We start from the raw sequence: 19,816 nt of genomic DNA on the forward strand, positions 1-19,816 counted from the left end.
TCTATAATTTTATGTACTCGTAGAAAAACTTAGCTGCAACTATTAATAAAAAAATACCAAGTAATTTACTAATCTTATTTTTATCTATTTTATGGGCTGTTCTTGCTCCTAGTCTTGCCATAAAAGTTGTAATAGGAATAAAGATTAAAAAAGCTGGAATATTTAAAAATCCAATACTAAAGGGTAAATTTGTTTTTAAATAACTTCCTGAAACAAAAAAACCTGTGGCACCAAATAATGCAATTAAAAAACCAATTGCTGCTGCGCTACCAATTGCTTTATTAATTGAATAACCAAAAAACTTGAGTATTGGTACATTCATGACAGCGCCACCAATACCCGTTATAGCTGAAATAAATCCAACAATAGAACCAAGTATAATTTTTAAATATAGCTTCATTTCAGATATTATATTTTTATCTTTCTCTTTGATTAAAAGTAAATAAATACCTAAAAACAATATTACGATTGAAAAGAAAAGCACTAGAGATTTTGTTTTAAAAGTTGCAGCAAATATTGTCCCAATAATTACTCCTATAACTACAAATATACCGTAATTTTTAACTACATTAAAATCTACTGCATTAAATTTATGATGAGTTAAAACTGAAACTATTGATGTTGGAATTATTATTGCAAAAGAAGTTCCTACTGCTAAGTGCATAATATATTGTTGATTAATTCCAAGTTGACCGAAAATATAATAAAGAAACGGAACTGTAATTAACCCACCACCTATACCAAATAAACCAGCAACAAAGCCAACAGGCACCGCTGTTAGTGCCATTAATAAAATAAAGTAACTATATTCGTTAGCTAGAATTGAATTAAGCAGATTGCCCTACACTTGTGTCGATATTATTGTATTTAATCTTATCCATGATGTGATCAATTTTTTTAACATCTGCATCTCTCACACACATATTTTCACTTAAATATCTTTTCCAATAACTGGCACCAGTTTGTCCATGAAATAAACCTATGGTGTGTCTCATTATTTGATTTAATCTTGTACCTTTCTTTATCTCATCTTTTACATATGGAATTAATTGTTCAATGACATCTTGTCTGCTTAAAACTTCTTCGGTACCAAAAATTTCTTTCTCAATATCTGCCAACATATAAGGCGTGTGGTACGCTGCCCTTCCAATCATGACACCATCTGTTTTTTGTAGAAGCGGCTTTATTTGATCAACAGATGTTATTCCACCATTTATAATTATTTCTTCATTTGGAAAGTCTTCCTTTAATTTGTAAACATAATCATACTTTAAAGGAGGAATATTTAAATTTTGTTTTGGAGTAAATTTTCCCAACATTGCTTTTCTAGCATGAATAATAAATGTTTTAACACCAGTTGATTTTAGAGTTGCAATAAAATTATTAAGATTTTCATAATCTTCAACATTATCGTATCCAATTCTAGTTTTTATGGTTACTGGTAAATTAGTTGATGCTTGCATTTTACTCAAGCAATCTGCAACTAAATTAGGTTCTTTCATCAAGCATGCACCAAATTTACTTTTTTCAACTTTTTTACTTGGGCAACCTAAATTTAAATTAATTTCATCATAACCAAAATCTTCCCCTATTTTAGAAGCTTCAGCTAATAGTTTTGGTGATGATCCTCCCAATTGAAGGGCGACAGGTTTTTCGTTGATATTAAATTGAAGTAATCTTTTTTTATCACCTCTATTGATCGCTTCATCAACGACCATCTCTGTATAGAGAAGTGTATTTTTTGAAATCAGCCTTAAAAAGTAACGCTCATGACGATCTGTGCAATCCATCATAGGAGCGACTGATACTTTCCTATTCATGTTTTGACTTTATATGATTTTATTATGAATTTGAAGCGTCTGAGTCTTCTGTAATTGCTTCTGCTTCTTGATTTTCTTGTTCTGAAACTTCGTCTAATGAAACTTCACCTTGTTCATTCATTGTCTCTTCACCAGCTGACACGTCTACATCTGGCTTAGCAGTTTCTGATAATTCAGCTAAATCTTCTTGAGAAACTTGAATTTTTTCTGGAGTTTTTCTCGCTCTTTTAGATGGCAAAATAGGTGTGCCACTTTTTGAAATTTCACCTTTGTACATGTTTTCAAAATCATCACCAACTTCTTCATCATCCTCGGAACCATCGTCAACTTGTTCAACATGTTTTCTAAGTTTATAAACTGCACTATCGGTTAAATCTGAAACTTTGATTTTTTCTTCTGCGATTTCTCTTAATGAAATAACTGTATTTTTGTCATTGTCTCTGTCTAAAGTTGGTTCAATTCCTGAATTTAATTGAGTGGCTCTTTCTTTAGCAACTAGTACTAGTTCGTAAGGGCTATCTACTTTATCTATACAATCTTCTACTGTAACTCTTGCCATGGGCGATTATTTATACCCCAGACTTTAAAAATGCAAGGATTTTTTAAATTATTACTGGATTAAGCTTTTTTCGAACAAAGAAAAGGAGAATTAAAGAAACAAATATATAAGAGCCTGACACAACAGCTATATCACCAACTGTAAAACCTGTATCTATCAAATGCCCGAATAAAGCAGTTCCAAAAGCTGTTGCAAATACCATTAAAGCAGTGGTTAAAGCTTTAATAGACCCAAGATACTTAACCCCATACAATTCAGCCCAAGTTGAAGATCCTAAAATATTAGCAAAACCATTGGATATTCCAACTAAACCTAAAAATATAAATGCTGCTATTGGAGTGTCAAAGAAAAATAAAACTACTACAGATAATAAAAGCGGAATATTCATATAAATCAGTAATTTTCTACTCGTAAACTTATCAATTAAAAAACCTGATAAAAATAAAGTAAGTACTGAAAAAATTGAATAAGACATAAATGATTGAGCAATTACATAAGGGCCCCATCCTTTTGAAGTTTGAACAAAAGATTGAAAAACTGCAAAGCCAGTAAATATCCAGGGCATTGCTAACATGTTAGAGCTAATGATGTAAAATCTATAATCTTTTATTACTTCTCTTCTCTTCCATTGTTTAATCTCAACTTCTTTTTTATTTTCATCATTAGTCTCTCTTGAGTCTAAATTTAAATTTTTTATTAATAAAAATGAAGTAACCGGTAGAACAATTAAAACAGTTAATGAAAAAATAAGCCAAAGATTTTTCCAATCAATAATCGTTAATAAATAAACCATTAAGACTGGCATGATAAATTCTGCAGACGAAAGGCCAAACCAACTTATACTTAAAGCTCTACCTCTGGTTCTGGTAAAGTATCTTGAAATAGTTGTTGAGGCTGTGTGAGACATCATTCCTTGTCCTGAAAATCTCATTAAAAAAATTGCCACAAATAATAAAAAAACTGATGATATTTTTGAAAAGAAGAAACATGCAAAAGATAAAAGAATAGTTACAAAAAAAGCAAATTTGAAAATATTTACATCGTCAATTTTTTTACCAACCCAAATTAATAGAAGACTACTGCATAAGGTTGCTGAGGCATAAATTGAGCCAAATTGTCCGTGGGTAATAGATAGTGCTTCTCTAATACTGGAATTAAATAACCCTAAAAAATAACTCTGTCCAAAGCTAGAAAAAAATGTAAAAATAAATCCAAATAAAATTACTTTAAACTTCAAACTATTAAACATAGGAAATAAAAATTATGTCTTTTAACGTTGCTTTCATAGGTCTTGGTGTCATGGGTTATCCGATGGCAGGTTATATATCAAAAGCTGGTCACAATGTAACTGTTTATAATAGAACGAGTGCTAAAGCTGATAAATGGATTGCAGAATATAAAGGCTCTAAAGCAGACACACCAGCAAAAGCAGCTGAGGGCGCTGACTTTATTTTTACCTGTGTTGGAAATGATAATGATTTAAGAGAAGTGTCTCTTGGGGAAAACGGACTGTTTAATACAGCTAAAGAAGGTTCAGTTTATGTCGACAACTCTACTGTATCTGCGGAGATATCAAGAGAACTATATCAAGCAGCTAAAGATAAAGGATTTGATTTTTTAGATGCGCCTATTTCAGGAGGTCAAGCTGGAGCTGAAGGTGGAATACTTACGGTAATGGTTGGTGGAGATGAAAATGTTTTTAAAAAAGCTGAACCAGTTATTGATTGCTATAGTAGAAAAGTAAAATTAATTGGTAAATCAGGAAGTGGTCAATTAACTAAAATGATGAACCAGATGTGTATTGCAGGTGCGGTTCAAGGTTTATCTGAAGCTATTAACTTTGGAATTAATGCGGGATTAGATATGGATATCGTTATGGAGACTATATCCAAAGGTGCTGCACAATCTTGGCAGATGGAAAATAGATATCGAACTATGACTGATGATAAGTTTGATTATGGTTTTGCAGTAGACTGGATGAGAAAAGATCTAGCAATTGTTATTGAGGAAGCAAAAAAAAATGGTTCGCCAGTTCCAATTACAGAACTTATTGATGGTTACTATGCAAAAGTTCAAGAGATGGGTGGAAACCGTTGGGATAGCTCAAGCTTGATTGCTCTATTAAAGAAGAAAAAATAATCTGTGACCGATACAGTTCTTTATTACGAGGACTTTACTGAGATCAAAAAGAAAATTTGGTCAATGTTAGCTAATGCAGTTAAAGATAGAGGCTCACCTTTTAGAATACCAGTATTCATTTGTGGAAACCAATCTGACTTTGATGGACGAATAGTAGTTCTTAGAAAAGCAGATGAAGCAAATAATCTTGTTCAATACCATAGTGATATAAGATCAGATAAAATAGCTAAATTAAAAGCCAACAAAAATGCTGCAATGTTATTTTATGATAAAGAAGAAAAGATACAGGTTAGACTTAAAGTTGAATGCACTGTTAATCATGAAAATGAAGTTACAAAAGAGTCTTGGTCTAAAACTCAACATATATCTAGAAAATGTTACTTAGTCGATAATGGACCAGGAACCGAAAGTGACATTCCAACTTCAGGATTAAAACCAGAACTTGATAACTTTGATTACACAAAAGAGCAAAGTGAAGAAGGTTATAAAAACTTTACTGTTATTCAGTGTAAAATTAAATCTATTGAGTGGCTTTATTTAGCTGCCAAAGGTCATCGAAGAGCAAGATTTGAATTTGCTGATAATCTTGGCTCTGAAAATACAATTAGCAGAGATTATTGGCTAATACCTTAAATTCCTTTTACAATTATATTACTTCCTTCAGAATTTTGTAAACGTATATCTTTAACAGGCTTATATTCGTCTGAATGATACCACTCTAAAGCTCTTTCATAACTTGGAAATCTAATAATTACTAATCTTGGAAAATTATCTTCTCCTTCTACAACTTGATACTCGCCATTTCTAACGAGATACTCTCCATCATATTTTTTAACAACCTCTGAAACTTTAGCTACATACTCTTTATAGTTTTCAGGATTTATTACTTTTAGTTGTGCAATTACATATCCAGCTGACATTTATTACTCCTTTAAAAAATTGATTTTGAATATTTTTTCCAATTATCTTGATAATGCTTATTATTCTCTAATACTGCTTTTTTTTCTTCCTCTGTTACTTCTCTAATAACCTTACCTGGAGAGCCAACTACTAATGAATTGTCTGGTATTTCTTTATTTTCAGTAATTAAAGCTTTTGCACCTATAATACAGTTTTTTCCAATTTTTGCGTTGTTAAGTATTACTGCTCCAATCCCGATTAAAGTATTATCCTCAATCATGCATCCATGTAACATTACTAAATGTCCAACAGTTACATTTTTTCCAACCTTTAACGGGAAACCAGGGTCTGTGTGCAAAACACTTCCATCTTGAATGTTTGACCCCTCACCTATATAGATATTTTCAATATCTCCTCGTAATACTGCATTAAACCATACGCTTGAGTTTTTTTCCAAAGTAACATCCCCAATAATAGTTGCATTTGGAGCAACCCAATTTTCGCCTGAGTTTTTTGGTTTTTTATCTTTTAAATCATAAAACATAATTTATATAGTTTACATTATGCCCATACAAACTCCAATATGTGATTTTGGTAAAAAAGCTATACCCTTTGAATTAAAGTCAACTGACAACAAAACTATTTCATTAAATGATATCAAAGGAGAAAACGGAACTTTGATAATGTTTATTTGTAATCATTGTCCATATGTTAAAGCTATTACAAAAGAACTTGTAGAAGACTGCAATGAATTAAAAAAGATTGGAATAAACTCAGTTGCTATATGTTCAAATGATTTTGTTAATTATCCAGAAGATTCTTTTGATAATATGATTAAATTTTCAAATGATAATCAATTTAATTTTCCTTATTTACATGATGATACACAAAAGATTGCAAAATCTTATGATGCTGTCTGTACACCAGATTTTTTTGGATATAACAAAGATTTAGAACTTCAATACAGAGGTCGATTAAGAGAGCTTAAAAATTTTGTGCCGGTAAAAGATGGGGAAAGTGATTTGTTTAAATCTATGAAGCAAATTGCTGAAACTGGCAAAGGACCTCAAAATCAAATCCCTAGTGCTGGCTGTGGTATCAAATGGAAGTATGATTAATGTATTTAATTGTTACTAGATCTTTCCCTCCTGAACTAGGCGGCATGCAAAGCTTAATGTGGGGGCTTGCAAAAGAACTATCAAAAAACTTTATGATTAAAGTTTTTGCTGATTACATTGAAAATCATAAGGAATTTGATGATCAAGCTTCCTTTTCTATTGAAAGAGTTGGGGGACCTAAGTTGCTCAGAAAATATCGAAAAGCATATCTCATTGATGAATTTGTTAAAAAAAGTAAAACAAATGGAATTATAGCTGATCATTGGAAAAGTTTGGAGCATTTAAAAACTAATAAAAAAAAATATTGTTTAATTCATGGTAAAGAAATTAACCATACTAAAGGATCAGGGATCAACAAACGTTTATTAAAAGTTTTAAATAATGTTGAAAAAGTAATTGCTAATTCAAAATATACTAAAAATTTAGCAATTGAAATTGGAGTAAAAGAAGAAAATATTATTGTTATTAATCCAGGGATAGATCCAATTAAAGATCTTGATAAAAAATCATTAGATAAAGTTGAAAGCTTACTTGCGGTTAAAACACCAAGATTAATTACAGTTTCAAGATTTGATAAAAGAAAAAATCATGAAAAAGTAATAATGGCTTTAAGAAATTTAAAGCAGATTTATCCAGATATTGTCTACGTTTGTATTGGTTATGGAGATGAAGAGGAAAATATTAAAAGTCTTGTAAAAGAATTGAACTTAGAGGGTCAGGTAATGTTTTTTAAAGATATAAGTGATGATTTAAAAAATGCCTTAGTGGCTAAATCAAATATATTTGTAATGCCATCTATTGTTCATAAATCTTCAGTTGAGGGTTTTGGAATAGCTTACACTGAGGCAGCACAATATAGTATACCCTCTATTGGTGGTGAAGTTGGAGGTGCATCTGATGCAATTGAACATGAAAAAACAGGTCTAATTTGTGATGGAACCAATTTAGACTCAATTTATTATTCAATAAACTCAATGCTAGAAAATAAAAAATATTTAGAGTATGGAAAAGGTGCCAAAGATAAAGTCTCAAAATTTTATTGGTCTAATATTATTGAAGAGTATAAAAAGATCCTAAGCTAATTTATGCTTATTTTTAAATCCAAAGAGTCTATTGGAATACTTTTTGGAATTTTTGCTTATTTATCTTTTTCTATTTTAGACACTATACAAAAAACTCTAATTATTCATCATTCAGTTTTTCAATTACTTCTCTTTAAATATTTTTTTGTTTTAATGTTAAGTTTATTCGAGTCAAAAAGGAAAAATAATTATTTATTTTATAAATCTAAAAATATTAAATCCCAAATATTTAGGAGCTTATTATCTGTAATGGAGTCTGGGTGTTTTGTTTTGTCATTTAAATATTTGTCTCTAGCTAATGCTCATAGTATTGGATCATTAGCGCCAGTAATAGTTGTTGCGTTATCTGCAATAATCTTGAAAGAAAAAGTGTCTGTTAAAACATGGATTGCAATTTTTATTGGCTTTGTTGGAGTTTTAATTATTCTAAGACCGACATCATCCATTTTTGATCCAAAAGCCCTATTACCATTGATTGGTGCATTTATATTGGGACTTTATCAAATCATTACTAAAAAAGTTTCCAAATATGACAAAAATGAAACATCCTTATTCTACACATCAATAGTTGGTATTATAGTTATGTCATTATTGGCTACTAATTTTTGGTCTCCAATTGATAAATCTTCATACTTAATGTTTTTGGGTATAGGTATATTTTTTTCTCTAGGTCTATATCTTCAAATAATTGCGTTGAGTAAAGCAAGAGCAAGTATTATCCAGCCATTTCATTACACATTGATTTTTTGGGCAATAATTTTTGGATATATATTTTATAATGATATTCCAGATATGTTCACAGTTATTGGAGCTATAATAATTACCTGTTCTGGTATCTTTGTTTTAAACCAATCTTCTAAAAATTAACCTAAACTAAGATTGTTTATAATTAGGTAATACTTATAGTCATTTATTAATGTCCAATAACAAATTAGCTATATCTTTAATAATCATTTCTGTTTTTTTTGGCACTGTAATGCTTTCTTTTTTAAAGATAGCTCAAGAAGATGTGAATGTTTACGTGGCTGGTTTTTTTAGATTTTTTCTAGGACTGGTAATTATTTTACCCTACATAATTAAAAAGAAAGGTGCCGTACTTAAAACAACTCATCTTAAACAACATTTCTTAAGAGCAATACTTGGCTTACCAGCAATGCTTTTATATTTTTCTGCTCTAGTACTGCTTCCTATTGAAAAACTTACAGCAATATCATTTGTAGTACCTTTAATTGTAACAATACTTGCAGTATTTTTTTTAGGAGAGAAAATTTATATTTACAGAACTTTAGCTCTATTACTAGGTTTTAGTGGAATGTTAGTTATTATTCGACCTGGTTTTGTGGATATATCAATTGGAGTATATATGGTTTTATTTTCAGCATTACTCTGGTCAATAAATATAATTATAACAAAGAAAATTTCTAAAGATGATAGTGCAATTACAATTTTAGCTTATCAATCTATTTTCATGAGCTTGTTAAGTTTCTTTATTGTTTTGTTTTTTTGGGAAATGCCAAACTTAAAAACATTTATCTATTTAATCTTAGCGGCTATGTGTGGGACAGTTTTACATTTAACATTAAACCATGCATTTAAACTAGTCGATGTAAGCATGACTCAGCCCTACTCATTTTTAAATTTAGTTTTTGCCTCAATTATTGGATATTTAGTATTTGATGAAATTCCGGATCTTTATACTTGGATTGGTGCTCTTATAATATTTACTGGTGTTCTTATAATTTCTTATAGAGAGATGAAATTAGATAAAGAAATAATTAGAAAAAGAATAGATATTAAATCTTAATTTTTTTTAGTAATTGTTTTGTAAATTTGCCATCCAACTATAAGAATTGTTGTAGCTAATATACAAGCTGTAAGCGTTCTATCCCATAAAAACGTCCAAGATCCATCACTTAATAACAATGATCTTCTTAAGTTTTCTTCCATTAATCCACCTAATACAAATGCTAAGATTAGTGGTGGCATTGGAAAATCATATAAGCGCATAAATGTTGCAACAACAGCTATTACAATCATTAAATAAATATCAAAATTGTTAAATGACATTACATAAATTCCTGTAATTGAAAAAAATAAAATAAGTGGAATTAAATAGTTTTTAGGTACCGCTAGAATTCTGGCAATATAAGGAATTAAGGGTAAGTTTAAAATAAGAAGTATTACCATTCCAATATACATCGACATTATAACAGACCAAAAAATTTCTGGATTAGTCATATAGAGTCTTGGACCTGGCTGAATACCAAAACCTAATAGAGCACCCAACATTACAGCAGTGGTACCACTACCGGGGATTCCTAAAGTTAATAGTGGAACAAATGCACCAGAACATGCTGCATTGTTTGCAGTTTCAGGCGCAGCTAATCCATGAACACTACCTTTACCAAATTTTTCTTTCTCTTCATCGCTTACTAAATTTCTTTCCATTCCATATGCTAAAAATGATGCAATCGTTGCACCAGCGCCAGGTAAAACTCCAATTATAAAGCCAATAATTGATGTTCGAGGAATGGTTTTAAACATCTTTTTTCTTTCCTCTTTATTAATTCTAATTGAACCAAGTTCTGTTAATGATACTTGTTTTGCTGCAGCTGTTGGATCATTTCGTTTTAAAATAATTGTAAGTGCCTCACTCATTGCAAAAGTTGCCATAACAACAAGTACGAAACTAATTCCATCTGTTAAATTCATATTGTTAAATGTAAATCTTGTAATATCAGACAAACTATCTTGACCAACTGATGCTAACATTAAACCAAGTACAACCATCATCATTGCTTTAATAAATTGACCTTTAGATGAAAATGCAGCGATAGCTGTTAACCCTAAAATCATTAGAGCAAAATAATCTGGTGATCTAAAAGATAAACTTACTTTTGATAAACTTGGGGCTAAAAATAATAAATAAATTGCAGCAAGTGTACCTCCTGCAAAAGAACTCCAAGCAGCAATTGCTAAAGCTTTTCCAGCTTTACCTTGTTGCGCCATTGGATAACCGTCAAATGAAGTTGCAACAGTTCCAGGAACACCTGGTGCGTTTAATAATATTGAAGAAGTAGAACCTCCAAATACTGCACCATAATAAACTCCAGCCATTAAGATTAAACCAGTTGCTGGATCAAATCCATAAGTTATGGGTATCATTAAAGCGATCGCTGTCATTGGTCCAAGGCCTGGCAACATTCCAATGATTGTTCCAAAAAAACAACCAATCATTACCATAAATATATTTTGAAAAGTCAGTGCGGTTGTTAAACCAATTAAAATTCCCTCTATCATCCCATCACTCCTATCATTTGAAGAAATGGATCTCTTAAATAAATATCAAGAACGCCGTGTAATAAGTACATAAATGCTGCAACAAATGGAAAAGATAACATAAACATTAACACCCATCTTCTCTCACCTAAAAAATAGTATGATCCCATTAAAAAGAGAGAAGTTGTTAAAAAATAACCAACTTTCAAAATAGTTGCTCCATATATAATCGCAATCAAGACTAAGATTGCAGTTTTTTTATATTCCAAAGTTTTGTGTTCAACTTTAATTGTATTTGGATCTGGTAAAATTAACTTTAATCCTGAAAAAAATAAGCCAGCATAGCCTAAATAAATTGGAAATGTTCTAGCATTGAATGGTGCATTTTCATCAAATGCAAAAACTTGAATTTGGTAAGCTGTATATAAATAAAATGCTGAAAAAATAAAAAAGAGCAGTGATATAATTTTTGTAGTATTTATATTCACTGCTCTAATTCTAAATAATCCTAAGGATTATATAACTCCTAGTTTTTTCATAAGAGCTGTCATTTCTTCTGTTTGTTTTTCTAAGAAAGAAACAAACTTGTCACCTGGATTGTAAATATTAACCCAAGCATTTCTTGCTCTTACATTTTCCCATTCAGAAGTTTTCTGTACATCGCCTAACATTTTAGCAATTGCATTTTTTTCTGCGCTGCTCATACCTGGAGGGCCAAAAAATCCTCTCCAGTTAACGAATTGTACATCGTACCCTTGTTCTTTTAGAGTTGGTGCGTCTGGAGCATCAGAAACTCTTGAAGGAGCAGTGATACCAATAATTCTTACTTGGTCTCTTGCACCCATCAATTCACCTAAACCTGTAGAGATAATTTGAGTCTCTCCAGATAAAAGTCCAGCTAACGCTTTTCCACCAGCATCATAAGGAATGTAAGCTACATCATTTGGATTAGCACCAGCAGCTTGGAAAGCTAAAGCACCAATTAAATGGTCCATACTTCCTCTTACTGATCCACCAGCCATTTTAATTGAGCTTGGATTCTTCTTATATGCATCAACTACATCTTTAAAGTTTTTATAAGGTGAGTTTTTTGCAACAGCGATCGCACCATAGTCACCAATTACACCCGCGATTGGCACAACATCTTTATAAGATAAAGTACCACTTCCACTCACGTAACCTTTGTGTCTAGTGATTGATCTTAAAACTAATGGTGTAGATTGAACTAAAACTGTATTTGCAGGTTTAGTATTAATCATGAAAGCTAACGCTTTACCACCACCACCACCTGACATATTTTCAAATGATGCACTTTTTAACATACCAGCTTTTGTTAAAGCTTCTCCAGTACCTCTAGCAGTTCCATCCCAACCACCACCAGCACCACCACCGATTACAAAGTGCAATTTTTCAATTGCTACTGAGCTAGTAGTTGTTGCTGAGAATAATAGGATTGCTGAAAATAATACTGAAAATAGTTTTTTTATATTGTTCATTATTTTCCCTCTCTATTTAATTAAATTAGATTTAATTTATTTTATTACCTAATGTCTAAATATATAATTACTATTGTTCTATAGAATAGAACATAGTATTCTAATAAGTAGAATTATATGAAATATATTAAAAATACGGTTGGTGTTGAAGCTGTAAACAAAGCTTTAGAAATATTAAATTGTTTTACAGAAAAAAATGAAGCTCTTACTGTAACAAAGATAGCTCAAATAACCGGCGATCATAAAAGTAGAATTTCAAGAATATCAAAATCACTTGAAAATTTTGGGTACATTAGAAAAATAAAAAGTGGAGAATTTAAAATAGGACACTCTATTCCTAGATTGTATGAAATTTACGATAATAGTTTTAATTTAAAAAATTCTATTAAATCAGAATTAGATTTCATCTCATCAAAAACTAAAGAAACAGCAAGTTTCTTTGTAAGACAAAATGATGTACGAGTTTGTATTCAAACTAGTACGCCAAATAAATCAATTATACACCTAGAAGAAATAGGAGGTAAAAAACCTTTAAATAAAGGATCAAGTGGTCACATTTTATCGGCTTATAATAATTTAGAAATTAATGATAAAGATAAAGTTTTAAAAAATGGATATGCTATGACTTTTGGAGAAAGAGATTCTGAAATGGCATCTGTATCAGTTCCAATATTTAGAAAAAAAAATCAAATTCTTGGAGCATTGACTATTGCGGGACATATTTCTAACTTTAACAAAAAAAACTGTCTCAATTTCTTAAATGTACTTAGGTCTTCTAAAGTAAAAATTGAAAAGAATTTAATTCAAATCCAATAATGTTAAAACAAATCAGTCAAATTTTTACAATAAAATTTATTTCTGTTTTAATAATTTCTTTTCCTAGTGCAATTATTGCTGATTATTTTAATATTCCTTTAGCTTGGTTTTTAGGACCAATGATTATTTCATCAATTGCTGCTTTATCAGGTCTAAAAATCATTATGCCTAAAATTGTATTAAGTTTTATCTTAATAATTTTAGGTTTGCATATTGGTAATTACATAGATCAAAATCTATTTAACCAAATATTTGATTGGATTTGGACTTCACTGATTATGTTAATCTACATAATAATTTGTATTTTAGTTGTTGCTAAATATCTTCAAAAATTTGCAAGTTATGGTGAAAAAGCCTCAATATTTTCAGCAGCGCCTGGTGCATTAGGTCCTTTAATGATTTTAGCTGAAAATGAAAAAACAGATTTATCGCAAGTTGCAACTTCTCATCTAATTAGATTAATCATAATAATAACTGTAATTCCATTTATTATAGTAAACAATACTGGCAACGATGTTTTATTAAATGATAACTTCAATTATTTAGCTCAAAATCATTTAAATTTAGTTTTACTTATTGCTGCATCTTTATTTTTTATTTTTATTTTTGATAAAATTAGAATTCCAGCAGCTTTATTATCTGGAACATTATTTGCGAGTGGTTTATTGCAAATTACAGATATAGCCTCATATAAATTACCTGATCAATCTATTAACTTTTGTCTTTTAATACTTGGTGCTTCTGTCGGATGTAGATTTGCTGAAAAAACAGTAAAAGAAATTGCTAATAACTCACTTCATAGTGTGGTTGCAACAACCATATTAGTGTTACTAGGTTTAGTTGCAGCTTATATAGCTACATTTTTTGTTGATACTAATATTTTAACTTTAATATTGTCTTTCAGTCCTGGTGGAATTTATGAGGTAGCAGTCATAGCAATTGCTTTTGATTTAGATCCAGATTTTGTCGCTTTTCATCATATAATAAGATTGCTCTTTATACTTTTCACTGTTCCCATATTTTTAAGAGTATTAGAAAAAATTAAGAAATAATTTCAGACAATTTTTCAAAAACTTTTTCTGGAGATAATTTTGATAACTCTGGTGCTTGTATCGCTTTAAAGTTTTCTCTTTCAATACTTACTTTAAATGGTGTTGTATGAGATCCAAATAAAGCAATTCCTTTAGATCCTAGATGAGCTGTCATATGAGCAGGACCTGTATCATTTGCAACAACAAATGAGCTATCTTTAATCAATGCAGCTAACTGGGAAATATCTAATGCTTTGCCATTATCTAAAACACAAAGTGCATTAATACTTAACGCATCTTTAATTTCTCCTGGTCCAGGTGCTATAACTACTTTAAATTTATTTTCTAATCTTTCATTAATCATAGAAATTAAATCATTATAATAAGGCCATTTCTTAGAAGTTAAATGAGGTGAGCAAAAAGGAAAAAGAACAATATATCTTTCTAATTGATGATAATTTTTTATTTGAGATATATCTGATGGGCTCCAAGAAAAATCAGGGTTTAATGTGTGAAGAGTTGTAATACCTGAGGTTTTTAATTGATGATCAAATCTTGATAAGACTGAATCTTTATCAAAATCTTCTTTTGTAGTCCCCTCGGGTAATGTCGTCTCAGTAGATGACCATGTATCTTTTGTAGCTTTAGGAAATAATATTTTTTTATAAAAAGCTGTTCTGCTAGAATTTTGTAAGTCATAAACTTTTGAAAAATTGTATTTTTTAATATTTTTCATTAATGAGTATAAATAGATCAGGTTTAGTCTTGATAGCCTCTTATCTAAAATAACATTTGAAATATGTGGATTTTTTTTAAATAAATCAAAGTATGGTTTTGTAGTTAATAAATGAATTTGATCATCTTTATGATTTTCAGAAATATCTTGAATTGCCCCACTTGCTTGAGCTATATCTCCTAAAGATCCATGTTTAATAACTAAAATATTAGACATATTTATAACAACTTAACATAGTATATTTTTTAATGAATAAAATTCTAGTCGAAGTATCAGTTGGTGAGTTATTGGATAAAATTTCTATCCTAGAAATTAAACAAGAAAAAATCAAAGATCCAGAAAAACTAAAATTTATTAATGAAGAACACTCAATTCTTAAAGATCAATTAAATAACAAAGTTAAACCTGATCAAAAACTAAATGAGCTATTTGAGTCATTAAAACAAATTAATGCTAAATTGTGGGTTATAGAAGACGATAAAAGACAGTGTGAAAAAGAAAAAGATTTTACAGAATCTTTTATTAAACTCTCAAGAGATGTTCATTTCCTAAATGATGATAGAGCCAAAATTAAATTAGAAATGAACAATCATACAGGTTCAAAGATTAAAGAAATTAAAGAGTATGCTAGCTATTAAAAATCTTAGGGAACCAGTCTTCCCTCATTAAATCTCCACTTTTTAAACTGATACCATCAAAAGGAGGTGAAGTTGGTCCATCCCTATCAATATACTTAACGTCATCACCAATAAATCTCATTGAAAAAGCTCTTCGAGATTTAGAAGTATTATTTCCAGTTGAGCCATGCACTGTTTTAAAGTTAAAAAGAACAGCATCGCCTAAATTTAACTCAGGTATTAAAATATTTTTTTCAAATTCTTCTAATGAAGGTAAATCCATAAAAGAACTATCGTCTTGATACCAAGATTGATTGTTAGACCATTTTGTAGGTCTAATTAACTTTGGCCATTTGTGAGAACCTAAAACTAATTTAAGATTATTTTTCTGATCAACTTCATCTAATGGTATCCAAAAACTTCCTGTATCATTACCATCGACACAATAATAAGGCATATCTTGATGCCACGGTGTTTCTTTGTGAGTACCAGGATCTTTTATAAAAATATGTTCGTGAAAAATCTGAGCTGATTTAGAATTGGTTGCCTCTGCTAATATTTGAGCACCAGATGAATTAAATATGCAATCTTTAAACTCTTTGATTCTCTCCCAATTACAATAATCCTCAAAAAATCTACCCTCATTGCCATCAACATTTTCTCTTCCATGTTGACTAGGATTTTTTAAAACTTTTTGAAATCCTTTTCTTAATGGTTCTATCCAATCTTTAAAAATTTCTTTAATAATTATCACCCCATCAGTTTGATAATCTTTAATTTGTTTATCCGATAAAAACATTTATTGTTGAAAACTGTATTTTTTTTCTAAGTATTTAATAACGTTATGAATTATAAAAGTCATAAACAAATAAATACCACCTGCAACAATGAATACTTCAATAGGTTTAAAGGTTGTTGAAATAATATATTTAGCAACACCAGTCAAATCCATTAAGGTGACTGTGCTAGCTAATGATGTTCCTTTCATCATTAGAATTATTTCATTACCATAAGCAGGAAGTGATTGTCTAATTGCAATAGGAATTTGAATTTTATAAAAGATAATTTTATTCGATATCCCTAAACTTTTACCAGCTTCAATAATACCTGGTTTTATTGTTTGAAATGCCGATCTTAATATCTCTGATGTATAAGCACCAGTATTTAAAGTAAAAGCTATAATTGCACACCAATAAGGTTCTTTTAAAATAACCCATAAAAAAGTTGATCTTAAATATTCAATTTGTCCTAATCCAAAATAAATAATAAATATCTGAACCAATAAAGGTGTTCCTCTAAAGATATAAGAGTATCCATAAGCAAATTTATTAATAAAGATATTTTTATTTAATCTTAAAATTGCAAACAATAATCCGATAAACAAACCAAAAAATAAAGAAACAGATAAAAGTTTTAAAGTAACAACAGTTGCTCCTAGTAATTTTGGGAAGCTGGTAAACATTAAATCAAAATCCATTAATACCCCCTACTATATCTAGCTTCTAATCTGTTAATTAGTTTCATGCTTAAATAAGTTAGCAACAAATATAAAACAGCAGCAAATGAGTAAAAGAATAATGGGTCTCTAGTAGAACCTGCTGCAATATATGATTGTCTCATTATCTCAACAAGTCCTGTGACTGAAATAAGAGAAGTATCTTTTAAAGTGATCTGCCAAACATTACTTAAATTTGGAATAGCTAGTCTTAACATTTGGGGTAATATTATTTTGTAAAATTGAGCAAATTTACTAATACCCAACACTTTAGCAGCTTCAAATTGACCTTTATCAATTGATTGAATTGCTCCACGAAATACTTCGGTTGAATAAGCACCTGAGATTATTCCAATTGCCATAGAGCCAGTTATAAAAGCATTAATCTCGATATATTCATAGTAGCCAAAGATTGACGCGACATACATAATTGCACCACTTCCACCAAAAAAGAAAAGGTAAATTACTAAAAGTTCAGGAACACCACGAATGACGGTTGTGTAAAAGTTTCCAATTAAATTTAAAGATTTATACTTAGATAATTTTAAAGGAGTGAATATAAGTGCAAAGAAAAATCCAATAAACATTGCTGTAACAGAGACAGCTATGGTCATTAGGGTTGCATAAAATAATTCATCACCCCAGCCTGTTTTACCAAATGCGAGAAGTTCCATATAGATTGGCGACTATATATTATAGTCGCCAAATCTGAAATTAATTACATAGAAGCGTCGAAACCAAAGTGCTTAATAGCAAGTTTACTAATAATTCCTTGTTTTCTAGCTTTATCAATTGCTTTGTTGAAGTCTTTTAGAAGTTTAGCGTCTCTTTTACCGATCGCATCATCTCCACCTTGTCTGATACCAACACCAACACCATTACCAAATGCACCACCTGAAAAAGTTGGTCCAACTAATGTAACTGGCTTACCTGATTTGTCAGCATAGTCTGTAAATGCAACAGCTGCAGCTAATGCAACATCACATCTTCCAGAAGTAAGATCTAAGTTAACTTCATCTTGAGTTTTGTAAGTTCTAACATTTACACTTCCAACATCACCAGACTCTAAAAAGTTTTGGTGAATAGTTCCTGTTTGAGTACAAACAGTTTTACCAGCAAGTGCACCTGTTATAGTTTTAAGCGCTTTTTTAACAGAAGATCCACCTAAAGTTAAGTTAACACCTTCTGGAGTATCCATGCCTTCTAAGCTTGAACCTTTCATTACTGCAAGTGATGCTACTTCATCCGCATAACCTTGTGAAAAAGTAATTGTTTTTTGTCTTTCAGCAGTAATTGACATTCCAGCCATAATCGCATCAAACTTTCTCATTAACAAAGCTGGAATCATTCCATCCCAATCTTGCTCAACGATAGTACACTCATGTTTCATGATTGCACAAAGTTCTTTTGCTAACTCAACCTCAAAACCAATAAGATTGCCTGAAGCATCTTTAGAGTTCCATGGAGGATAAGCACCTTCAGTTCCAATTTTTATTTTGTCAGCGTAAACATTTCCAATGACTAATAAAGAAGCTAGAACTGTTAAAATAGTTTTTTTGAATATATTCATTATTTTCTCCTTTAAATTAGAACAATTATTTCACAGATTTAATAATTTAAAAAGAAAAATTAATGATTGATTGACGATGAAAAATTCCAAGAACAATCAAAACTAGGGATATAAATTCTAGATAATTTAGTATTTCCAAAATGATGATTAAATACATTTAGCCAACTATCTACTTGTTTTGGTTTCTTATCTTGGCTTCCAACCTGAGCAGTAATTACGCCCTTAGGCTTTAAAATCCTAATCATAGAATCCATATTTTTAGCAGCAAGATCTATACAAAATTGATCATCATTAAGATCAACAAAAATATGATCATATGTATCATCTTCTACTGACTTTATACTTTCAAAAGCATCACCCCAAACACATTTTACAGAATTTTTCTCAGTTGCTTTTTTTCCAATATCCCCCAAATGTTTATTGCACACATCGACAACTTCAGGATCCAGTTCAAACCAGTCTACAAAATTAAAATCTTTAGAAATACATTCCCTTGCAACACCACCATCTCCACCACCAATAATTGCAGCTCTTTCATTATTTTTATTTAAATTAAGACCAGCACCAACAAATGTAGAACTATATAAATGCTCGTCTGTAGCAGCAACCTGTATTTCTCCATCAATAAATAAAGATTTGCCAAACTGTTCTAATTCTAAAATCTCAACATGTTGTCCAACTTTAGATTTAAAATCTTCAAGTACATCATTTACTACATAAGATTTTTGTAAACCTGGCGAACTATAAATGTCATGATAAAGAGATTTTGTATCTCTATTAAATTCTTTTTTTACAATTCTTTTATGTGCAAATTCTTTTTTTATAATATCAATTGCAATTGATGGATTTACTTTTCCACATGTAAAAAAATCAAAACTAATTATTCCTTTTTCAGGAAATGTATGAAAACTAATATGACTTTCAGCTAATAAAGCTAAAATAGTAAAACCTTGTGGTTCAAACTTATATTTTAAAATATTTAAGATTGTAACTTCTGCGGCTTTAGCAATATCGTGAATTACTTTTTCATAAACAGAAGGATCATATTCCTTGGTGGTTCCAATAATATCTAAGGTAATGTGCTCACCAACTTTAGTCATAAGTATTATAGTTTAAAAAAGCCTTAATATAGATATTAGCACTATTTTCAATTAAAAT

Annotated in this window: 24 protein-coding genes; 9 read left to right on the forward strand and 15 right to left on the reverse strand. The window is 30.2% G+C overall.

The features are described 5' to 3' along the window. Nucleotide 1: 1 nt before the first annotated feature. Genes AC5SLZ_RS03810 through AC5SLZ_RS03825 form a run of 4 tightly spaced genes read right to left on the reverse strand, consistent with a single transcriptional unit; the run spans nucleotide 2 to nucleotide 3,628 of the window. A complete protein-coding gene (locus AC5SLZ_RS03810; protein WP_028036849.1) occupies nucleotides 2–787 on the reverse strand; it encodes a sulfite exporter TauE/SafE family protein in 786 nt (261 codons plus the stop codon). Nucleotides 788–827: 40 nt separating this feature from the next. Beyond that, entirely contained in the window at nucleotides 828–1,820 is a 993-nt protein-coding gene (dusA, locus tag AC5SLZ_RS03815; protein WP_028036848.1) for a tRNA dihydrouridine(20/20a) synthase DusA, read from the reverse strand. A 22-nt stretch (nucleotides 1,821–1,842) separates the two neighbouring features. After that, nucleotides 1,843–2,379 carry a DNA-directed RNA polymerase subunit omega gene (gene rpoZ, locus AC5SLZ_RS03820; RefSeq protein ID WP_028036847.1) on the reverse strand — a complete coding sequence of 179 codons (537 nt, stop codon included), beginning with the start codon at nucleotides 2,377–2,379 and terminating at the stop codon, nucleotides 1,843–1,845. 43 nt (nucleotides 2,380–2,422) lie between these two features. Continuing rightward, nucleotides 2,423–3,628 (reverse strand): MFS transporter, encoded by a 1,206-nt coding sequence (locus tag AC5SLZ_RS03825; protein WP_494615011.1) that lies wholly within the window; start codon nucleotides 3,626–3,628, stop codon nucleotides 2,423–2,425. A 14-nt stretch (nucleotides 3,629–3,642) separates the two neighbouring features. On the opposite strand from AC5SLZ_RS03825, the gene AC5SLZ_RS03830 reads away from it, so the two are divergent. Both AC5SLZ_RS03830 and AC5SLZ_RS03835 read left to right on the forward strand, forming a co-directional pair. Further along, the gene (locus tag AC5SLZ_RS03830) at nucleotides 3,643–4,518 is read left to right on the forward strand and encodes an NAD(P)-dependent oxidoreductase (RefSeq protein WP_028036845.1); all 876 of its coding nucleotides are present in this window, start codon (nucleotides 3,643–3,645) and stop codon (nucleotides 4,516–4,518) included. Nucleotides 4,519–4,521: 3 nt separating this feature from the next. After that, a complete protein-coding gene (locus AC5SLZ_RS03835; protein ID WP_494615012.1) occupies nucleotides 4,522–5,151 on the forward strand; it encodes a flavin-binding protein in 630 nt (209 codons plus the stop codon). Here the strand turns inward: AC5SLZ_RS03835 and AC5SLZ_RS03840 are convergent. Together AC5SLZ_RS03840 and AC5SLZ_RS03845 are read right to left on the reverse strand one after the other, a co-directional pair. Then, on the reverse strand, nucleotides 5,148–5,438 hold the full coding sequence (locus tag AC5SLZ_RS03840) for a DUF1330 domain-containing protein (protein WP_028036843.1): 291 nt from the start codon (nucleotides 5,436–5,438) through the stop codon (nucleotides 5,148–5,150). The genes AC5SLZ_RS03835 and AC5SLZ_RS03840 overlap by 4 nt on opposite strands. A gap of 11 nt (nucleotides 5,439–5,449) precedes the next feature. Further along, nucleotides 5,450–5,962 (reverse strand): gamma carbonic anhydrase family protein, encoded by a 513-nt coding sequence (locus AC5SLZ_RS03845; RefSeq protein ID WP_494615013.1) that lies wholly within the window; start codon nucleotides 5,960–5,962, stop codon nucleotides 5,450–5,452. Between the two features lie 19 nt (nucleotides 5,963–5,981). Between AC5SLZ_RS03845 and AC5SLZ_RS03850 the strand changes: the two genes are divergently transcribed. From AC5SLZ_RS03850 to AC5SLZ_RS03865, 4 genes are read left to right on the forward strand one after another with little or no spacing between them, the layout of a single operon-like run. After that, entirely contained in the window at nucleotides 5,982–6,536 is a 555-nt protein-coding gene (locus AC5SLZ_RS03850) for a thioredoxin family protein (RefSeq protein WP_028036841.1), read from the forward strand. Next, a complete protein-coding gene (locus AC5SLZ_RS03855) occupies nucleotides 6,536–7,618 on the forward strand; it encodes a glycosyltransferase family 4 protein (protein ID WP_028036840.1) in 1,083 nt (360 codons plus the stop codon). Before AC5SLZ_RS03850 ends, AC5SLZ_RS03855 begins: the two co-directional genes overlap by 1 nt. Nucleotides 7,619–7,621: 3 nt before the next feature. Beyond that, complete coding sequence (locus AC5SLZ_RS03860) at nucleotides 7,622–8,485, forward strand: DMT family transporter (protein WP_028036839.1); 864 nt, start codon at nucleotides 7,622–7,624, stop codon at nucleotides 8,483–8,485. A 49-nt stretch (nucleotides 8,486–8,534) separates the two neighbouring features. Further along, nucleotides 8,535–9,422: a DMT family transporter gene (locus AC5SLZ_RS03865; protein WP_028036838.1), complete on the forward strand. Its 888-nt coding sequence runs from the start codon at nucleotides 8,535–8,537 to the stop codon at nucleotides 9,420–9,422. Here AC5SLZ_RS03865 and AC5SLZ_RS03870 read toward each other — a convergent pair. From AC5SLZ_RS03870 to AC5SLZ_RS03880, 3 genes are read right to left on the reverse strand one after another with little or no spacing between them, the layout of a single operon-like run. Continuing rightward, entirely contained in the window at nucleotides 9,419–10,918 is a 1,500-nt protein-coding gene (locus tag AC5SLZ_RS03870) for a tripartite tricarboxylate transporter permease (RefSeq protein WP_494615015.1), read from the reverse strand. The genes AC5SLZ_RS03865 and AC5SLZ_RS03870 overlap by 4 nt on opposite strands. Next, on the reverse strand, nucleotides 10,915–11,385 hold the full coding sequence (locus AC5SLZ_RS03875; RefSeq protein WP_494615016.1) for a tripartite tricarboxylate transporter TctB family protein: 471 nt from the start codon (nucleotides 11,383–11,385) through the stop codon (nucleotides 10,915–10,917). Before AC5SLZ_RS03875 ends, AC5SLZ_RS03870 begins: the two co-directional genes overlap by 4 nt. A gap of 27 nt (nucleotides 11,386–11,412) precedes the next feature. After that, on the reverse strand, nucleotides 11,413–12,393 hold the full coding sequence (locus AC5SLZ_RS03880; RefSeq protein WP_494615018.1) for a tripartite tricarboxylate transporter substrate binding protein: 981 nt from the start codon (nucleotides 12,391–12,393) through the stop codon (nucleotides 11,413–11,415). A gap of 117 nt (nucleotides 12,394–12,510) precedes the next feature. On the opposite strand from AC5SLZ_RS03880, the gene AC5SLZ_RS03885 reads away from it, so the two are divergent. Next, nucleotides 12,511–13,209 (forward strand): IclR family transcriptional regulator, encoded by a 699-nt coding sequence (locus tag AC5SLZ_RS03885; RefSeq protein WP_494615019.1) that lies wholly within the window; start codon nucleotides 12,511–12,513, stop codon nucleotides 13,207–13,209. Then, nucleotides 13,209–14,261 (forward strand): AbrB family transcriptional regulator, encoded by a 1,053-nt coding sequence (locus AC5SLZ_RS03890; protein ID WP_494615020.1) that lies wholly within the window; start codon nucleotides 13,209–13,211, stop codon nucleotides 14,259–14,261. Before AC5SLZ_RS03885 ends, AC5SLZ_RS03890 begins: the two co-directional genes overlap by 1 nt. On the opposite strand, the gene AC5SLZ_RS03895 is transcribed toward AC5SLZ_RS03890, so the two are convergent. After that, nucleotides 14,251–15,192: a glycosyltransferase family 9 protein gene (locus tag AC5SLZ_RS03895; protein WP_494615021.1), complete on the reverse strand. Its 942-nt coding sequence runs from the start codon at nucleotides 15,190–15,192 to the stop codon at nucleotides 14,251–14,253. The genes AC5SLZ_RS03890 and AC5SLZ_RS03895 overlap by 11 nt on opposite strands. A 32-nt stretch (nucleotides 15,193–15,224) precedes the next feature. On the opposite strand from AC5SLZ_RS03895, the gene AC5SLZ_RS03900 reads away from it, so the two are divergent. Next, nucleotides 15,225–15,614: a DUF6165 family protein gene (locus tag AC5SLZ_RS03900; RefSeq protein ID WP_494615023.1), complete on the forward strand. Its 390-nt coding sequence runs from the start codon at nucleotides 15,225–15,227 to the stop codon at nucleotides 15,612–15,614. On the opposite strand, the gene AC5SLZ_RS03905 is transcribed toward AC5SLZ_RS03900, so the two are convergent. The 5 genes from AC5SLZ_RS03905 to speD are packed head-to-tail and all read right to left on the reverse strand — an operon-like array spanning nucleotide 15,604 to nucleotide 19,758. Continuing rightward, nucleotides 15,604–16,392, reverse strand: a complete 789-nt coding sequence (locus tag AC5SLZ_RS03905) for a phytanoyl-CoA dioxygenase family protein (RefSeq protein WP_028036831.1) — start codon at nucleotides 16,390–16,392, stop codon at nucleotides 15,604–15,606. The two genes, AC5SLZ_RS03900 and AC5SLZ_RS03905, sit on opposite strands and share 11 nt — an antisense overlap. After that, a complete protein-coding gene (locus AC5SLZ_RS03910) occupies nucleotides 16,393–17,070 on the reverse strand; it encodes an ABC transporter permease (RefSeq protein WP_494615024.1) in 678 nt (225 codons plus the stop codon). Next, nucleotides 17,070–17,762 carry an ABC transporter permease gene (locus AC5SLZ_RS03915; protein ID WP_494615025.1) on the reverse strand — a complete coding sequence of 231 codons (693 nt, stop codon included), beginning with the start codon at nucleotides 17,760–17,762 and terminating at the stop codon, nucleotides 17,070–17,072. Before AC5SLZ_RS03915 ends, AC5SLZ_RS03910 begins: the two co-directional genes overlap by 1 nt. A gap of 44 nt (nucleotides 17,763–17,806) precedes the next feature. Continuing rightward, a complete protein-coding gene (locus AC5SLZ_RS03920; RefSeq protein WP_494615026.1) occupies nucleotides 17,807–18,658 on the reverse strand; it encodes a transporter substrate-binding domain-containing protein in 852 nt (283 codons plus the stop codon). Nucleotides 18,659–18,717: 59 nt separating this feature from the next. Next, a complete protein-coding gene (gene speD, locus AC5SLZ_RS03925) occupies nucleotides 18,718–19,758 on the reverse strand; it encodes an adenosylmethionine decarboxylase (RefSeq protein WP_494615027.1) in 1,041 nt (346 codons plus the stop codon). Between the last annotated feature and the right edge of the window lie 58 nt (nucleotides 19,759–19,816).

It is taken from the genome of Candidatus Pelagibacter sp. PS_06, from assembly GCF_059418045.1.

Coding starts and splice junctions, on each gene's coding strand:
- AC5SLZ_RS03810 (WP_028036849.1), bottom strand. CDS start 787: ATGGCACTAACAGCGGTGCCTGTTGGCTTTGTTGCTGGTTTATTTGGT.
- dusA (WP_028036848.1), bottom strand. CDS start 1,820: ATGAATAGGAAAGTATCAGTCGCTCCTATGATGGATTGCACAGATCGT.
- rpoZ (WP_028036847.1), bottom strand. CDS start 2,379: ATGGCAAGAGTTACAGTAGAAGATTGTATAGATAAAGTAGATAGCCCT.
- AC5SLZ_RS03825 (WP_494615011.1), bottom strand. CDS start 3,628: ATGTTTAATAGTTTGAAGTTTAAAGTAATTTTATTTGGATTTATTTTT.
- AC5SLZ_RS03830 (WP_028036845.1), top strand. CDS start 3,643: ATGTCTTTTAACGTTGCTTTCATAGGTCTTGGTGTCATGGGTTATCCG.
- AC5SLZ_RS03840 (WP_028036843.1), bottom strand. CDS start 5,438: ATGTCAGCTGGATATGTAATTGCACAACTAAAAGTAATAAATCCTGAA.
- AC5SLZ_RS03845 (WP_494615013.1), bottom strand. CDS start 5,962: ATGTTTTATGATTTAAAAGATAAAAAACCAAAAAACTCAGGCGAAAAT.
- AC5SLZ_RS03850 (WP_028036841.1), top strand. CDS start 5,982: ATGCCCATACAAACTCCAATATGTGATTTTGGTAAAAAAGCTATACCC.
- AC5SLZ_RS03855 (WP_028036840.1), top strand. CDS start 6,536: ATGTATTTAATTGTTACTAGATCTTTCCCTCCTGAACTAGGCGGCATG.
- AC5SLZ_RS03860 (WP_028036839.1), top strand. CDS start 7,622: ATGCTTATTTTTAAATCCAAAGAGTCTATTGGAATACTTTTTGGAATT.
- AC5SLZ_RS03865 (WP_028036838.1), top strand. CDS start 8,535: ATGTCCAATAACAAATTAGCTATATCTTTAATAATCATTTCTGTTTTT.
- AC5SLZ_RS03870 (WP_494615015.1), bottom strand. CDS start 10,918: ATGATAGAGGGAATTTTAATTGGTTTAACAACCGCACTGACTTTTCAA.
- AC5SLZ_RS03880 (WP_494615018.1), bottom strand. CDS start 12,393: ATGAACAATATAAAAAAACTATTTTCAGTATTATTTTCAGCAATCCTA.
- AC5SLZ_RS03885 (WP_494615019.1), top strand. CDS start 12,511: ATGAAATATATTAAAAATACGGTTGGTGTTGAAGCTGTAAACAAAGCT.
- AC5SLZ_RS03890 (WP_494615020.1), top strand. CDS start 13,209: ATGTTAAAACAAATCAGTCAAATTTTTACAATAAAATTTATTTCTGTT.
- AC5SLZ_RS03895 (WP_494615021.1), bottom strand. CDS start 15,192: ATGTCTAATATTTTAGTTATTAAACATGGATCTTTAGGAGATATAGCT.
- AC5SLZ_RS03900 (WP_494615023.1), top strand. CDS start 15,225: ATGAATAAAATTCTAGTCGAAGTATCAGTTGGTGAGTTATTGGATAAA.
- AC5SLZ_RS03905 (WP_028036831.1), bottom strand. CDS start 16,392: ATGTTTTTATCGGATAAACAAATTAAAGATTATCAAACTGATGGGGTG.
- AC5SLZ_RS03910 (WP_494615024.1), bottom strand. CDS start 17,070: ATGGATTTTGATTTAATGTTTACCAGCTTCCCAAAATTACTAGGAGCA.
- AC5SLZ_RS03915 (WP_494615025.1), bottom strand. CDS start 17,762: ATGGAACTTCTCGCATTTGGTAAAACAGGCTGGGGTGATGAATTATTT.
- AC5SLZ_RS03920 (WP_494615026.1), bottom strand. CDS start 18,658: ATGAATATATTCAAAAAAACTATTTTAACAGTTCTAGCTTCTTTATTA.
- speD (WP_494615027.1), bottom strand. CDS start 19,758: ATGACTAAAGTTGGTGAGCACATTACCTTAGATATTATTGGAACCACC.